This window comes from Massilia sp. Soil_C_3 (assembly GCF_057657035.1).
Genome location: NZ_JBDGJG010000003.1, coordinates 71279 through 86537 on the forward strand (window position 1 = coordinate 71279; position 15259 = coordinate 86537).

General features: G+C 65.2%; 15 protein-coding genes. 14 read left to right on the plus strand and 1 reads right to left on the minus strand.

Annotated features, from left to right (window positions below; all coding sequences use genetic code 11):
* Positions 1-10 precede the first annotated feature (10 nt).
* From surE to AC3A6F_RS06030, 7 genes are all read left to right on the plus strand, one after another.
* Complete coding sequence (gene surE, locus AC3A6F_RS06000) at positions 11-760, plus strand: 5'/3'-nucleotidase SurE (RefSeq protein ID WP_487679055.1); 750 nt, start codon at positions 11-13, stop codon at positions 758-760.
* Positions 757-1623, plus strand: coding sequence for a protein-L-isoaspartate(D-aspartate) O-methyltransferase (locus AC3A6F_RS06005; RefSeq protein WP_487679056.1), 867 nt, complete (start codon positions 757-759; stop codon positions 1621-1623). Before surE ends, AC3A6F_RS06005 begins: the two co-directional genes overlap by 4 nt.
* Positions 1624-1677: 54 nt before the next feature.
* Positions 1678-2538: a peptidoglycan DD-metalloendopeptidase family protein gene (locus AC3A6F_RS06010; RefSeq protein ID WP_487679057.1), complete on the plus strand. Its 861-nt coding sequence runs from the start codon at positions 1678-1680 to the stop codon at positions 2536-2538.
* Positions 2539-2545: 7 nt separating this feature from the next.
* A complete protein-coding gene (gene rpoS / locus AC3A6F_RS06015; protein WP_487679058.1) occupies positions 2546-3568 on the plus strand; it encodes an RNA polymerase sigma factor RpoS in 1023 nt (340 codons plus the stop codon).
* 127 nt (positions 3569-3695) lie between these two features.
* Positions 3696-5069 (plus strand): 23S rRNA (uracil(1939)-C(5))-methyltransferase RlmD, encoded by a 1374-nt coding sequence (gene rlmD / locus AC3A6F_RS06020; RefSeq protein WP_487679059.1) that lies wholly within the window; start codon positions 3696-3698, stop codon positions 5067-5069.
* The gene (locus AC3A6F_RS06025; RefSeq protein ID WP_487679060.1) at positions 5070-6662 is read left to right on the plus strand and encodes a PQQ-dependent sugar dehydrogenase; all 1593 of its coding nucleotides are present in this window, start codon (positions 5070-5072) and stop codon (positions 6660-6662) included. It abuts the gene before it with no gap.
* Between the two features lie 205 nt (positions 6663-6867).
* Positions 6868-7029 (plus strand): PQQ-dependent sugar dehydrogenase, encoded by a 162-nt coding sequence (locus AC3A6F_RS06030; RefSeq protein ID WP_487679061.1) that lies wholly within the window; start codon positions 6868-6870, stop codon positions 7027-7029.
* A gap of 46 nt (positions 7030-7075) precedes the next feature.
* Here the strand turns inward: AC3A6F_RS06030 and AC3A6F_RS06035 are convergent, their stop codons facing one another.
* Positions 7076-7762, minus strand: coding sequence for a Bax inhibitor-1/YccA family protein (locus AC3A6F_RS06035; protein ID WP_123071980.1), 687 nt, complete (start codon positions 7760-7762; stop codon positions 7076-7078).
* A 256-nt stretch (positions 7763-8018) separates the two neighbouring features.
* Here AC3A6F_RS06035 and ndk point away from each other — a divergent pair, with 256 nt between their 5' ends.
* From ndk to AC3A6F_RS06070, 7 genes are all read left to right on the plus strand, one after another.
* Entirely contained in the window at positions 8019-8444 is a 426-nt protein-coding gene (ndk, locus tag AC3A6F_RS06040) for a nucleoside-diphosphate kinase (protein ID WP_123071979.1), read from the plus strand.
* 125 nt (positions 8445-8569) lie between these two features.
* Positions 8570-9739, plus strand: a complete 1170-nt coding sequence (rlmN, locus tag AC3A6F_RS06045) for a dual-specificity RNA methyltransferase RlmN (RefSeq protein ID WP_487679062.1) — start codon at positions 8570-8572, stop codon at positions 9737-9739.
* The gene (gene pilW, locus AC3A6F_RS06050; protein WP_487679063.1) at positions 9739-10560 is read left to right on the plus strand and encodes a type IV pilus biogenesis/stability protein PilW; all 822 of its coding nucleotides are present in this window, start codon (positions 9739-9741) and stop codon (positions 10558-10560) included. Before rlmN ends, pilW begins: the two co-directional genes overlap by 1 nt.
* Positions 10561-10609: 49 nt before the next feature.
* Positions 10610-11641: a RodZ domain-containing protein gene (locus tag AC3A6F_RS06055; RefSeq protein WP_487679064.1), complete on the plus strand. Its 1032-nt coding sequence runs from the start codon at positions 10610-10612 to the stop codon at positions 11639-11641.
* 25 nt (positions 11642-11666) lie between these two features.
* Positions 11667-12968 carry a flavodoxin-dependent (E)-4-hydroxy-3-methylbut-2-enyl-diphosphate synthase gene (gene ispG, locus AC3A6F_RS06060; protein WP_487679065.1) on the plus strand — a complete coding sequence of 434 codons (1302 nt, stop codon included), beginning with the start codon at positions 11667-11669 and terminating at the stop codon, positions 12966-12968.
* A 156-nt stretch (positions 12969-13124) separates the two neighbouring features.
* Positions 13125-14477 (plus strand): histidine--tRNA ligase, encoded by a 1353-nt coding sequence (gene hisS / locus AC3A6F_RS06065; RefSeq protein ID WP_320468740.1) that lies wholly within the window; start codon positions 13125-13127, stop codon positions 14475-14477.
* A 48-nt stretch (positions 14478-14525) separates the two neighbouring features.
* Positions 14526-15206 (plus strand): YfgM family protein, encoded by a 681-nt coding sequence (locus tag AC3A6F_RS06070; protein WP_487679066.1) that lies wholly within the window; start codon positions 14526-14528, stop codon positions 15204-15206.
* Positions 15207-15259: the final 53 nt, after the last annotated feature.

The following is a 15259-nucleotide window of genomic DNA, read 5'->3' on the forward strand; positions in this document are numbered from 1 at the left end:
AATCTCCGCCATGCGAATCTTGATCAGTAACGATGACGGTTATCTGGCGCCTGGGCTGCAGGCGTTGGCGGACGCGCTCGCGCCGATCGCCGACCTCGTCGTCGTCGCACCTGACAGCAATCGCTCGGGCGCCTCGAATTCGCTGACCCTGGACCGGCCACTGTCGGTCTATAAATCGGCCAACGGCTTCTATTTCACCAATGGCACGCCGACCGACTGCGTGCACATCGCCCTGACCGGCATGTCCGATGCGCCGCCCGACCTGGTGGTTTCCGGCATCAATAATGGCCAGAATATGGGCGACGACACCCTGTATTCCGGCACCGTCGCCGCCGCCACCGAAGCCTTCCTGTTCGGCCTGCCGGCGATCGCCTTCTCGCAGGTGCACGGCGGCTGGGCCCACGTCGATTCGGCCGCCCGGGTGGCGCGCGACATTGTCGAGCGTTTCGCCGCCGGCGGCTTCGACATGCTGCCCAAGGCCTTCCTGCTGAACGTGAACATCCCGAACCTGCCGTACGAGGAGATCGGCCCGCTGACGCCGACCCGCCTCGGACGCCGGCACCAGGCCGAGCCCGTGATCCGCGCAGAGGATCCGCGCGGCCGCGAGATCTTCTGGATCGGTGCCCCCGGCGCCTGCCGCGATGCGGGCGAGGGCACCGACTTCCACGCGACCGCGCAAGGTCGCGTGTCGATCACGCCGCTGCAGATCGACCTGACCCACAAGACCCAGCTGGCGCTGCTGGCGGGAGGCTTGGGATGAAGGATGCGCGACCGAATTTTCCGCTGCCGCTGTCGTCGGTGACGAGCGGCGTGCGCAAACCCGGCACGCCGGCGCCGGTGCAGACGCCGCAGACCGCCACCCGCAACGCCACCAGCTATACCGGTGCCAGGACGCCGCCGTCCCCGGGCCCGGCGCCGCGCGCGCCCAGCTATGTGCAGGCGGCCAGCAGCGCGCCGGCCGCCCAGCGTTCGGACCTGGCGGCCAGCGAGGCGGTGCGCCGCGCGATGGTGGGCCGCATCGCGCGCCAGGGCGTGAGCGACCCGAAGGTGCTGATGGCGATGGAAACCGTGCCGCGCCACCTGTTCATTGAACCGGCCATGTCGGGCCAGGCATATGTCGACGCCTCGCTTCCGATCGGCCATAACCAGACGATTTCCCAGCCGTATATCGTCGCCCGCATGATCGAAGCCATGATCGGATCGAGGCATGCCGGCGGCGCGCTGGGCAAAGTGCTCGAAATCGGCACTGGCTGCGGCTACCAGGCCGCGGTCCTGTCCTTCGTCGCCAAGGACGTGTATTCGATCGAGCGCATCAAGCCCTTGCACGAGCTGGCGAAGACCAATCTGCGGCCGCTGCGGATATCGAACCTGCGTTTGCAGTATGGGGATGGTATGCTAGGCATGCCGCAGGTCGCGCCTTTCGATGGCATCATCCTCGCCGCCGCCGGACTCGAGGTGCCGCGGGCCTTGCTCGAGCAGTTGGCCATCGGCGCGCATCTCGTGGCGCCGGTCGGCGCCCAGGTGCAGCATCTGCACCGTATTACCCGCACCGGCAAATCCGAGTGGACCAGCGAAACGCTGGAAGCGTGCCACTTCGTGCCGCTGCGCCCAGGCACCATCTGAAACCCAAGAAGGGCCGCCAGGCCCGCCGTACGCCGATAAGACAATAGAATGCCAATGACACAAGCACCGCGTTTAGCCCTCCTGACGATCCTCATCGGCCTCGTGGCCGGTTGTTCCACCACCACCCGCCAGGCGCCCGTCGTCGAGCGTCCCGTGGTCGCCGCGCCAAGCCGTCCGGCACCGGCGCATGTCGAAGAAGCGCCGAAGCAGGACGAGCGCGGCATGTACACCGTGCGCAAGGGCGACACCCTGCTGCGCATCGCGCTCGACTTCGGCCAGAACTACCGCGACCTGGTGAGCTGGAACAACCTGGCCAATCCGGACGACATCAAGGTCGGCCAGGTATTGCGCGTGACCCAGCCCCAGGGCGAGCGCACCGCCAATGTACAGACCCAGCCGGTGCCGATGCCGCCGTCGGCCAGCGTGCCGCGCAAGACCGAGCCGCGCGCCGACAAGACCCCGTACAGCGACGGCAAGGTGGCTACCACCACGCCGCCGGCCACCACCGCACCGCCCGCACCGGCCACCCCGGCTGCTGCCGACGAAGCGCGCCTGAGCTGGATGTGGCCATCTGAAGGCCGCGTCGTGGCCACCTTCGACGATGGCCGCAACAAGGGGCTGGACATCGCCGGCAAGCTGGGTCAGCCGGTGGTCGCCGCCAGTTCGGGCAAGGTAATGTATGCTGGCAGCGGCATCCGCGGTTATGGTAATCTCGTCATCGTCAAGCACAGCAACAGCCTGTTGTCCGCCTATGCCCACAACCGCAAGATCGTGGTCAAGGAGGGCGACAACGTCAGCCGTGGCCAGGTGATCGCCGAGATGGGCGACTCCGACGCCGATGCGGTCAAGTTGCACTTCGAGATTCGTCAGCAGGGCAAGCCGGTCGACCCGACGAGGTTCTTGCCCGTTCGTTAGGAACGGTATGACGCAGCCGCCGCACTCGCTGGACCAGGAGGATACGGATGAGTTTCCGGACGAACCGGAAAGCGAGCGCGTGCATGTTGACGACGATACCGGCCGCGGCGACGGTGCGGCGGGCCAGGAATCGCTCGCGCGCCACGCCAGCGTCGAGACGGTCGACGAGCTGCGCAAGGTCTTGCAGGCCGAACTCGCGACCGACACCACCCAGCACTACCTGAACCAGATCGGCGCCAGGCCGCTCCTCACGGCCGTCGAGGAAGTCCATTTCGCCACCCTGGCCAAGGCTGGCGACTTCGGCGCGCGCCAGAAGATGATCGAGCATAACCTGCGACTGGTCGTCTCGATCGCCAAGCACTACATCAACCGCGGCGTGGTCCTGCTCGACCTGATCGAAGAGGGCAATATCGGCCTGATGCGCGCCATCGACAAGTTCGAACCCGAACGGGGCTTTCGTTTCTCGACCTATGCCACCTGGTGGATCCGTCAGAGCATCGAGCGCGCCATCATGAACCAGGCTCGCACCGTGCGCCTGCCCGTGCATATGGTGCGCGAGCTCAACGGCGTGCTGCGCGCCAAATACCACCTCGAAGCGCAAAAGCACGACGGCAAGGACGCCTCGAGCGAGGACATCGCCAGCCTGGTCGGCCGTCCGGTCGAGGAAGTGCAAGACATACTGACCCTGTCCGAGCACGCGACCTCGCTCGATGCGCCGCTCGACAACGATCCGCAATCGAGCCTGATGGACATGCTGCCCGACGACGGCGAAGGCAGTCCCGACACCCACGCCGAGCAGCAAGAGGTGGCGCTGCTGGTGCGCGACTGGCTGACCCGGCTGCCGGACAAGCAGCGCCTGGTCGTCACCCGCCGTTTCGGCCTCGACAACGACGATCCTGCTACCCTGGAAACGCTGGCCGAGGAGATGGGCGTGACGCGCGAGCGGGTGCGCCAGATCCAGCAGGAAGCGCTGGTCAAGCTCAAGCGTGCGATGGCGGCGCGCGGCGTGGTGCGCGATTCATTGCTTTAGCGACAACCCCTCCGGTAGCGTCCACTTCGATTCCTTGCTATCATCCGCCGTTCTTTTTTGCGCGGCCTTTGAAGCATGCGCCGCCAGCCAGGGCCAGCCCCTGCCTTCACCCCACTTTCTCATCACCATGCAAGAAATCTTCATCGACATCAAATCCCTCGACATGGACGGGCGCGGCGTGGGCCACCTCGAAAACGAGGACGGCTCGCCGGGCAAGGTGATCTTCGTCGAAGGCGCGCTGCCGGGCGAACGCGTCAGCTTCGAAACGACGCGCAAGAAAAAGAATTGGGAAGCGGGCCGCATGGTCACCCTGCAGCGCGCCTCGTCGATGCGGGTCGAGCCGAAATGCCAGCATTTCGGTACCTGCGGCGGCTGCTCGATGCAGCACCTGGAGCCGGGCGCCCAGGTGGCGATGAAGGGCCGCGTGCTGGAAGACAATCTGTGGCACATCGGCAAAGTGAAGGCCGAGATGATCATGCGCCCGATGTACGGCCCGACCTGGGACTACCGCTACCGCGCGCGCCTGTCGGTGCGCCACGTGGCCAAGAAGGGCGGCATCCTGGTCGGCTTCCACGAGCGCGGCTCGTCCTTCGTGGCCGACATCACCACCTGCGAGATCCTGCCGGACCACGTCGCGCGCCTGCTGGTGCCGCTGCGCGAGCTGATCGCGAGTCTGTCGATCTACGACAACCTGCCGCAGATCGAAGTGGCGATCGGCGAGGAAAGCACGGTGATGGTGCTGCGCATCATGGAATCGCTGACGGGCGCCGATGAAACCCTGTTGAAAGCCTTCGCCGACCAATGGGGCATCCAGTGGTGGCTGCAGACGAAAGGCCCTGACACTGCCCATCCGTTCTACCCGCTTGGCAAGGAGCTGTACTACACGCTGGCTGAATTCGGCATCCGCATGCCGTTCAAGCCGACCGACTTCACCCAAGTCAACCACCACATCAACCGGGTGCTGGTGGCGAAGGCGCTGCGCCTGCTCGACGTGCAGCCGCAAGACCGCGTGGCCGACCTGTTCTGCGGCCTGGGCAACTTCACCCTGCCGCTGGCGACCCAGGCGCGTGAAGTCGTGGGCATCGAGGGCAGCACGGCGCTCACCACGCGCGCGCTGGACAATGCCAAGGCCAACGGCCTGGCCGCAAAAACCTCGTTCTCGACCCGCAACCTGTTCGAAGTCACCAAGAATGACCTGGTGGCGCTCGGCCGTTTCGACCGCATGCTGGTCGATCCGCCGCGCGACGGCGCCATGGCGCTGGCGACGGCGCTGGCCGAGCTGCGCGAGACCCATGAAGACCTGATGCCGCAGCGCATCGTCTACGTGTCGTGCAGCCCGTCGACCCTGGCGCGCGACGCCGGCATCCTGGTGCACAAGGCGGGCTATGTGATGAAGAAGGCGGGCGTGGTGAACATGTTCCCGCACACCTCGCACGTCGAGTCGATCGGCGTGTTCGAGCTGGGCGCCAGGCCCGTGCCTGCAGTTGACGCGGTGGCCTGAGTGAGGCAGCTCGGTCGCCACGCGGCAGCCTTGCTGGCCGCCGCCGTCGCGACCGGGATGGTCGCCAGCCTGGTCCAGACCCAGGTCAATCTCGGCGAACTCACCGCGCTCGGTGCGGCAATTCCACTGTCGCTGCGGGCCTGGACTACGCTGCAAGACCTGGCGGGCTTTGGCCCGGTCATGATCGGGATCTCGTTCGCGGCGCTGTTGCCGGCCATGCTGGCCACGCATGCGGTCGAACGCGCCGCCGGGCTGGGGCGCCGTGCACCGCTGTTCGCCGTGGCGGCCGTCGCCGGCCTGTGGGCGGCATTCTGGCTGATGCTCAACGTCATTCCCATGCCGGCGATCGCCGCGACCCGCGGTGGACTCGAGCACGCCCTGATGGCTCTGAGCGGCATCGCCGGCGGCCTGGTCTATGCCCGCATGACGTTGCCGGCGCGGCAGGCCGCAGGGCCGCGGCGCCAGGTGCTGGCGGCGGCGCTGATGGCCCTCGTCCCCGCGGCGCTCTTCCTCGCCACCTCGCCCGGTGCGGCCGACAAGCTCGATGCGGTCGATCCCGCCACTTACCGGGTCGAAACCGTGGCGAAGGGACTCGATCGGCCGTGGTCGCTGGCTTTCCTGCCGGACGGTCGCCTGCTCGTTACCGAGATGGCCGGGCGCCTGCTGGTCATCGGCAGGGATGGCGCGAAGACGCCGATCGCCACCGGCGGCCTGCCGCCCGTGTTCCAGCGTGGCGGGACGATCGGCCTGATGGACGTCGCCCTTGATCCCGCCTTCGCGCGCAATGGCTTGCTGTACCTGACGATGGGCCATGGCGAGGAGGGCGCCAATGGCACGCGCCTGGCGCGGGCCAGGCTGGAGAATGACCGCCTGGAAGACGTCCGGATCCTGTTCAGCTCCACGCCGAAGCCGCGCGCCGGCAATAACGGCGGCCGCATCGCCTTCTTGCCCGATCAGACGCTGGTGCTGACGGTCGGCGACGGCAACTGGCGCCGAGAAGAAGCGCAGAACGCCGCCAATCACCTTGGCACCGTCGTCCGGCTCGACCGCGACGGCAAGGCGCCGCCCGACAATCCCTTCCTGGGCCGTCCCGGCGCCGCGCCTGAGGTCTACAGCCTCGGTCACCGCAACCCGCAGGGCATCGCCGTCGATCCGGCCACGGGCGAGCTGCTGCTCACCGAGCACGGCGCGCGCGGCGGCGACGAGATCAACCGCATCGTGGCGGGCAAGAATTACGGCTGGCCGCTCGTCACGGCCGGCATCGATTATCCGTTCGGCCGCGTGACGCCGTTCAGCCGCCTGGCCGGCTTCGAGGCGCCGTTGCTGGAATGGACGCCGTCGATCGCGCCTGCCGGCCTCGCGATCTATCGCGGCGACCAGTTCCCCGAATGGCGCGGCGACCTTCTGGTGCCGGCGCTGCGCGGCCGTGCCATTTACCGCGTCGTGCGCGATGACGACAGGATCGTCGGCCAGCAGACGCTGTTGACAGAACTGGATCAGCGTATGCGCGACGTCAAGGTCGGCCCGGACGGCGCGATCTACGTCCTGACCGATGGCGTCGATGCCAGCCTGCTGCGTTTGACGCGCCCATGAAAAAACCGGCCCGCAGGCCGGTTTCTTGTCGAGAAACAGCGATCGAGCAGTCGTCGCCGCCCACGAACACACTAGGGTCATACAGCTAGGGTCAGGTCTGACATTCAGACACGGCCTCGACAGCAAGCGTCCTTGAAGGCTGAGCTCGTGTCCAAATGTCAGACCTGACCCCGTTGTTGGTTGTGACCCCGTTGTTGGTTGTTCTGTGACCCCGTTGTTCTGCGATGACGGCAGGATCGTCGGCCAGCAGACGCTGTTGGCAGAACTGGATCAGCGTATGCGCGACGTCAAGGTCGGCCCGGACGGCGCGATCTACGTCCTGACCGATGGCGTCGATGCCAGCCTGCTGCGTTTGACGCGCCCATGAAGAAACCGGCCCGCAGGCCGGTTTCTTGTCGAGAAACAGCGATCGATCAGTCGTCGCCGCCCACGATGCCCAGCAGGCGCAGCAGGCTGGTGAAGATGTTGAACACGTTCAGGTAGATCGACAGGGTCGCGGTGACGTAGTTGGTCTCGCCGCCGTTGACGATGCGCTGCACGTCATACAGGATGAAGGCCGAGAAGATACCGATCGCCAGGACCGAGATCACGATCGACAGCACCGACATCTGCAGGAAGATGTTGGCCACGACCGCCAGCAGCAGGACGACGACGCCGGCCATCAGCCAGCTGCCCATGCCCGAGAAGTCGCGCTTGGTGGTGGTGGCGATGCTGGCCATCACGGCGAACACGGCGGCGGTACCGCCGAAGGCGGTCATGATCAGGCTGCCGCCGTTCGAGTAATTGAGCGTGTGGGTCAGCAGCGGCGCCAGCATCAGGCCCATGAAGAAGGTAAAGCCGAGCAGCAGGGCGACGCCCAGGCCGGAATCCTTGTTCTTCTGGATCGCCCACATGAAGCCGAAGGCAACCGCGAGGAAGATGACGAAGCCCATGATGCCGGTGAATGCGATGCCAAGGGAGATGCCGGTGAAGGCGCCCAGGACCGTAGGAATCATCGACAGCGCCAGCAGCCAATACGTGTTGCGTAACACTTTGTTACGCGTGGCCTGACCACCTTTGCTCAGGTCGATGGTACTTTGCTGTTGGGTACTAGGGTACATATAGTGCCTCCGGTTAGATAAATGGTACTTGCGAGTGCTACGCGAGGTACGTCACCTTGATCCTATCGCATCTTTCTTAACTGAAGATGAAGAAACGATCACATTGGACGGACTTTTGCCGCCACTGTAACACCATGCTTGCCACTACCGCAATATCGGATATCTGGGGCAGGTATGGTAAAATTAAAGGTTGATTGAGTCCCAAAGTTCAAACGAATTTCTCAGTTCAAAACCTTTCTTTTATTGGAGTTTTCTCATGGCAATCGAACGCACCCTGTCCATCATCAAGCCGGACGCAGTTGCAAAAAACGTGATCGGCAAAATCTATAGCCGTTTCGAAGAAGCCGGCCTGAAGGTCGTGGCTGCACGCATGGTGCAACTGTCGCGCGCTGAAGCCGAAGGCTTCTACGCAGTGCACGCTGCGCGTCCGTTCTTCAAGGACCTGGTCGACTTCATGATCTCGGGTCCGGTGATGATCCAGGTGCTCGAGGGCGAAGGCGCGATCCTGAAAAACCGCGACCTGATGGGCGCTACCGATCCGAAGAAAGCCGACGCCGGCACCATCCGCGCCGATTTCGCTGACTCGATCGATGCCAACGCCGTTCACGGTTCGGACGCTGCCGAAACCGCCGCTGTGGAAATCGCTTACTACTTCCCAGCACTGAACGTCTACTCGCGTTAATTAGTAAGGGGGAACGCAGTCCGGGCGTTCCCCGGATTGATTCCCCCGGACTAATTTAAATGAGTAACCCGCTTGCCCGCAGCCAAGGGCTGGCGCAAGCGGGTTCGGAAATATAGGAATACGATATGACAACTCTCACCAACCTGCTGGACTTTGATCCCGCGCAACTCGTCGCTTACTGCGCCGACTTGGGTGAGAAACCGTTCCGCGCCAAGCAATTGCAACGCTGGATACACCAGTTCGGAGCAAGCGACTTCGACAGCATGACCGACCTGGCCAAGTCGCTGCGCGAAAAGCTCAAGACGCGCGCTGAAGTGCGCGCACCAAGCATCGTAAGCGACAAGACGGCCAGTGACGGCACCCGCAAATGGCTGGTCGACGTCGGCAACGGCAACGCGGTCGAAACCGTGTTCATCCCGGAAGAAAACCGCGGCACGCTGTGCATTTCCACGCAAGCGGGCTGCGCCGTCAACTGCCGTTTCTGCTCGACCGGCAAGCAGGGCTTCAACCGCAACCTGACGGTCGCCGAGATCATCGGCCAGCTGTGGATGGCCGAGTTCGAGCTGCGCCGCACCAAGGGTATCGAGCCCGGCCCGAAAGGCGAACGCCAGATCACCAATGTGGTGATGATGGGCATGGGCGAGCCGCTGCTGAACTACGAGCCGACCGTCACCGCGCTCAAGCTGATGCTCGACGATAACGCCTACGGCCTGTCGCGCCGCCGCGTGACCCTGTCGACCTCGGGCGTGGTGCCGAATATCGACAAGCTGTCGCAAGACGTGCCGGTGGCCATGGCCGTGTCGCTGCACGCCTCGAATGATGCGCTGCGCGACATCCTGGTGCCGCTGAATAAAAAATATCCGCTGCGCGAGCTGATGGCCGCCTGCAAGCGCTACCTGGAATTCGCGCCACGCGACTTCATCACCTTCGAGTACTGCATGCTCGACGGCTTCAACGACAGCGACGAGCACGCGCGCGAACTGATCGCGCTGGTGAACGATCCGGTGGTCGGCGTGAACTGCAAGTTCAACCTGATCCCGTTCAACCCGTTCCCCGAGTCGGGCCTGTTCCGCTCCAAGAATCCGCGCATCAAGGCCTTCGCCGAAGTGCTGATGAACGCCGGCATCGTGACCACCGTGCGCAAGACGCGCGGGGACGACATCGACGCCGCCTGCGGCCAGCTGGCCGGCGAGGTCAAGGACCGCACCCGCGTGGCCGAGCGCATGGAAAAGATGGCCGAATACCAGAAGAAGTTCGGCGCCGATTTCGGTCGCATCGTGGAGATCCCGACCTGATGAAATTCGCCGCCGCCTGGCTCGCATTCGCATCGACCCTGTCCCTGGCTGTGCTGGCCGGTTGCGCCGGCACGGGGGCGGGCGGCGCGGCGACGGCGCGCGACGGCGAACTCAGGACCGCCTCGGACCAGACCGCGCTGGAAAAGCGCGCCTCGATCCGGGTGCAGCTGGCGGTCGGCTACTACCAGGAGGGCAAGCACGAGATCGCCCTCGACGAAGTCAAACAGGCGCTGGCGGCCGATCCGAACTACGCCGACGCCTACGGCCTGCGGGCCCTGATCTATACCTCGATGGGACAGTTTCCGCTGGCCGACGAGAACCATCGCCACGCGTTGCGGCTCGAACCGGGCAATCCCGAGTTCGCGAACAACTACGGCACCTTCCTGTGCCAGTCGGTGAACAAGCCGGCCGAGGCCTTGCGTTATTTCGATGCCGCGCTCAAGAATCCCGCCTATCAGACGCCGCTGTCCGCGCTGATCAACGCGGGCGCGTGCAGCATCAAGAACGGTAATATCGACGCGGCCGAGCGCTACCTGCTCGAGGCCCTGCGTCTGAACCCGACGCAGCCGGCGGTGAATGCCGGCCTGGCGCGGGTGTACTACGAGCGGCGCGACATGCAGCGCGCCGGTTTTTTCGTGAATCGCCTGATCGAGACGGCAAGCATCGAGACACTGCCGGCCGACGCGCTCTGGCTCGCGCTGCGCGTACAGCGCAAGCTGGGCGACCGGACCCATGAAGCGACGTTTGCGGCCCAGCTGCGGCGGCGCTTCCCCGGTTCGCCCGAATACGCGGCGTTCGAGCGAGGCGCTTTCGACGAGTAAGCAAAAGAACAAGCTCAACTAGAAGCTCACACGGACAAGGACGAGGACAATGAACGAGCAAGCAGATCAGCCGGCTACGCCAGGCAACCAGCCCGGCATCCCTGGCAAGACCCTGCAATCCCAGCGCGAGGCGATGGGCTGGAGTGTGGAACAGGTGGCGGACCAGCTGAAGCTGGCCCCGCGCCAGGTGGTGGCGCTGGAAGCGGGCGATTACGCCGCGCTACCGAGCCCGGCCGTGACACGCGGTTTCGTGCGCGCCTACGCCAAGCTGCTCAAGGTCGACGCCGCGCCGCTGGTGTCGATGATCGAACTGAATATGCCGCCGGAAGCCCAGGCCGGCGCCCCCATCAATGCCGGCGCTGTGCGCCGCGAACAGCGTCCGGCCACGTTCTCCCAGACCCGGTTCCCGATGGGCGGCAAACGCAACCGCCTGCCGCTGGGCTGGATCGCCGCCGCCGTGGTGGTGGCCGGCGCCGCCGTCGCGGCCTGGCAGTTCGATCTGATTCCGAACCTGCAGCGCGATGGCCAGGCGGACGACGCCACGGTGCTCGAGAATCCTGCCGCCGGCGTCGTTGCGCCGGGCTCGGCGCCCGCGCATGGCGCTCCGCAAGGCCTGATCAATCCGTCGGTGCCGCTGATCTCGGTGCCGGCGCCGGCCGGAGAAGGCGCGCCGTCAGCGGCGCCGGCCACGGACACGCCGGCAACGCCGGCCGCACCGACTGCGCCCGTGACCACGACGCCGCCAGCTGGAACGCCAGGCGCCGCCGCGCCTGGCGCCACCCCGGCCCCCAGCGTTGCGACCGCCGCCGTCGCCGTAACCGCGGTGCCGGCCGCCGCCGGCGCCAACACCCTGGTGCTGAACGTGCGCGAGGATTCCTGGATCGAAGTGCGCCCGAGCGCCGGCGGCCGTCCGCTGATTTCGCGCCTGGTCAAGGGCGGCAGCACCGAGTCGATCGAACTGGCCGGCCCCGCGACCCTGGTGGTCGGCGCGCCTGGCGGCGTGACCGCGACCCTGCGCGGCGCCGACATCGCGCTGCCGCCGCAGCCGGGCCGCACCATCGCGCGCGTGGCGCTGAAATAAGCTGGATCAAGTTGGAATACAAAGAATGAACTCCTTGAACGAAGCCTGCACTCCCGAGCCTACGCCGGCCGCAGCAATCCCCTCCGGCCCGCTGGCGCGCCGCGCCAGCCGCAAGGTGGCCGTCTCGCACGGCGCCCGCACCGTGTGGGTGGGCGGCGACGCGCCGGTAGTGGTGCAGTCGATGACCAATACCGATACCGCCGACGCGATCGGCACCGCGATCCAGGTCAAGGACCTGGCGCGCGCCGGTTCCGAGATCGTGCGCATCACGGTCGACACCCCGGCGGCGGCTGCCGCCGTGCCGGCGATCCGCGAACAGCTCGACCGTATGGAAGTCGACGTGCCGCTGGTGGGCGACTTCCACTACAACGGCCACCTGCTGCTGCGCGACTATCCGGAATGCGCGCAGGCGCTGTCGAAGTACCGCATCAATCCGGGCAATGTGGGGCAGGGCGCCAAGCGCGACACCCAGTTCGCCCAGATGATCGAGATCGCCGCGAAATACGACAAGCCGGTCCGCATCGGCGTCAACTGGGGCTCGCTCGATCAAACGCTCCTGGCGCGCATCATGGATGTAAACGCCGCGCGCGCCAATCCATGGAGCGCCCAGGCGGTGATGTACGAAGCCCTGATCACCTCGGCGATCGAGAACGCCGTGCGCGCCGAAGAAGTCGGCCTGGCACGCGACAAGATCATCCTGTCCTGTAAAGTCTCGGGCGTGCAGGACCTGATCGCGGTCTACCGCGAACTGGCGCGCCGCTGCGACTATCCGCTGCACCTGGGCCTGACCGAGGCCGGCATGGGCAGCAAGGGCATCGTCGCCTCGACCGCGGCGCTGTCGGTGCTGCTGCAGGAAGGCATCGGCGACACCATCCGCATCTCGCTCACGCCGGAACCGGGCGGCGACCGCACCCGCGAGGTGGTGGTGGGCCAGGAAATCCTGCAAACCATGGGCCTGCGCAAGTTCACCCCGATGGTGATCGCCTGCCCGGGTTGCGGCCGGACGACCTCGACCGTGTTCCAGGAGCTGGCGGACAATATCCAGACTTTCCTGCGCGAGCAGATGCCGGAATGGAAGAAATCCTATCCAGGCGTGGAGGCGATGAACGTGGCCGTGATGGGCTGCATCGTCAACGGCCCGGGCGAATCGAAGCACGCGAACATCGGCATCAGCCTGCCGGGCACCGGCGAATCGCCAGCCGCGCCGGTGTTCGTCGATGGCCAGAAATTCGCGACCCTGCGCGGTGAGCGCATCGTCGACGAGTTCCAGACCATCGTGCTCGATTATGTGAAGAAGAATTACAGCCGCGAGGCGGCAACGCAATAAAATACGGCCACCGGCCACGACACGATAACAACGGCCACCGGCCACAGCACGTCGTTCCCGCGAAGGCGGGAACCTAAGTTTTCCAGCGCTGCGGTAACGTATGCAAACTTGGGTTCCCGCCTGCGCGGGAACGACGAGGATCAAAAGTTAACTAATATGTCCAAACCAGAAAAAATCGTCGCCATCAAAGGCATGAACGACATCCTCCCGCAAGACGCGCCGCTGTGGGAGCTGTTCGAGAACACCACCGAAACGATCCTGAAAAGCTACGGCTATCAGAAGATCGTGACCCCGATCGTCGAGCAGACGGGCCTGTTCGCGCGCGCCATTGGCGCCGTCACCGACATCGTCGAGAAGGAGATGTATTCCTTCGAAGACTCGATGAACGGCGACCAGCTGACCCTGCGTCCGGAAGGCACGGCCAGCGTCGTGCGCGCCGTGCTCGAGCACAACCTGGTCTACGACGGCCCGCGCCGCCTGTGGTACAAGGGCCCAATGTTCCGCCACGAGCGTCCGCAGCGCGGCCGCTACCGCCAGTTCTTCCAGTTCGGCGCCGAAGCGATCGGCTTTTCGGGCCCGGACATCGACGCCGAGATGATCATGATGTCGCGCCGCCTGTGGGATGACCTGGGCCTGCAGAACGTGCGTCTCGAACTCAATTCGATCGGCAATGCCGAAGAGCGCAACCGCCACCGCGCTGACCTGATCGTGTATCTGGAAAAACACGAAGACATCCTGGACGCCGAAGCCAAGCGCCGCCTGCACAGCAATCCGCTGCGCATCCTGGATACCAAGAACCCGGCGATGCAAGAGATGGTCAACGCCGCCCCGCGCCTGCTGGACTACCTGGGCGAGGAATCGCTGGCCCACTTCAACGGCGTCAAGGCGCTGCTGGACAAGAACGCGGTGCAGTACACCGTCAACCCGCGCCTGGTGCGCGGCCTGGATTACTACAACCGCACCGTGTTCGAGTGGGTCACCGACGAGCTGGGCGCCCAGGGCACCATCTGCGCGGGCGGGCGCTACGATCCGCTGATCGAGACCTTCGGCGGCAAGCCGACCCCGGCAGTCGGTTTCGCGATGGGCATGGAACGCATCATCGAGCTCATGAAAGGGCTGGGCGAACCGGCCGAGCCGAACGTGTGCGACGTCTACATGGTCCACCAGGGAGAAGAAGCGCAGCTGCAGTCCTTCATCCTGGCCGAGAGGATTCGGGATGCCGGCCTGGATGTTGTGTTACATTGCGCAACTCCAACGGGTGCGGGCAGCTTCAAGAGCCAGATGAAGAAGGCCGATGGCAGCGGTGCGGCCTTTGCCGTCATCATCGGCCAGGACGAGATCGCGAACAATGCCGCGCAAGTGAAGACCATGCGCGGCGAGATTGGCGAACAGCAGCAGGCCAGCGTGCCGTTCGAGGAAGTGGTCGACTACCTGGTCGACCAGATTGTCGGTGGACATGTTCACGGCCCCGATTGCGACCACGACCACGACCACGTGCACAGGCATTAATCCCGGCACCGGCCACATTTTCGAACCACTCACTACAAGAATACGCACATGGCATACGATCACCAGGAACAGGAACAGCTTGATTCCTTCAAGGCGTTCTGGTCGCAGTACGGCAATATCATCATCTGGGTCCTGATTCTCGCGCTCGGCTCCTACGCCGGCTGGAACTATTGGAAAACCCACCAGCGCAACAAGTCGGTCGAGGCGTCGGCGCTGTATGACGAGCTGCAGACCTCGCTGCTGGCGAACGACAATGCCAAGGTGCAGCGCGTCGCGGGCGACATCCGCGCCAAGTACGCATCGTCGGCCTACGCGCCGATGGCGGCCCTGGCCGCGGCCAAGACCGCCTTCGAAGCGAACGACCTCAAGTCTGCCAAGACGCACCTGCAGTGGGCGGCCGAGCACGGCAACGACGAGTACAAGTCGATCGCCAACCTGCGCCTGGCCGGCGTGCTGCTGGACGAGAAGGCATTCGACGAAGCGCTGAAGGTCTTGAACGGCAAGTTCCTGCCGCAGTTCACGTCGGAAGTGAACGACCGCAAGGGCGACTTGCTGGTCGCGCAGAACAAGCTCAACGAAGCGCGCGCGGCCTATGTCGCGGCGATCGCCGCCATGGAGCCGAATGCACCGGGCCGCCAGCTGGTGCAGATCAAGCTGGAAGCGATCGGCGGCACCGTGCCGGCAGATAAGAAATCGGAAGCAGCTGCCGAGAAAAAGGCAGCCGCGTAATCCTCCCCCATGAGAGGGCCCGCGCACGCCTGACGGCGGCGCGGGCCTTGCGT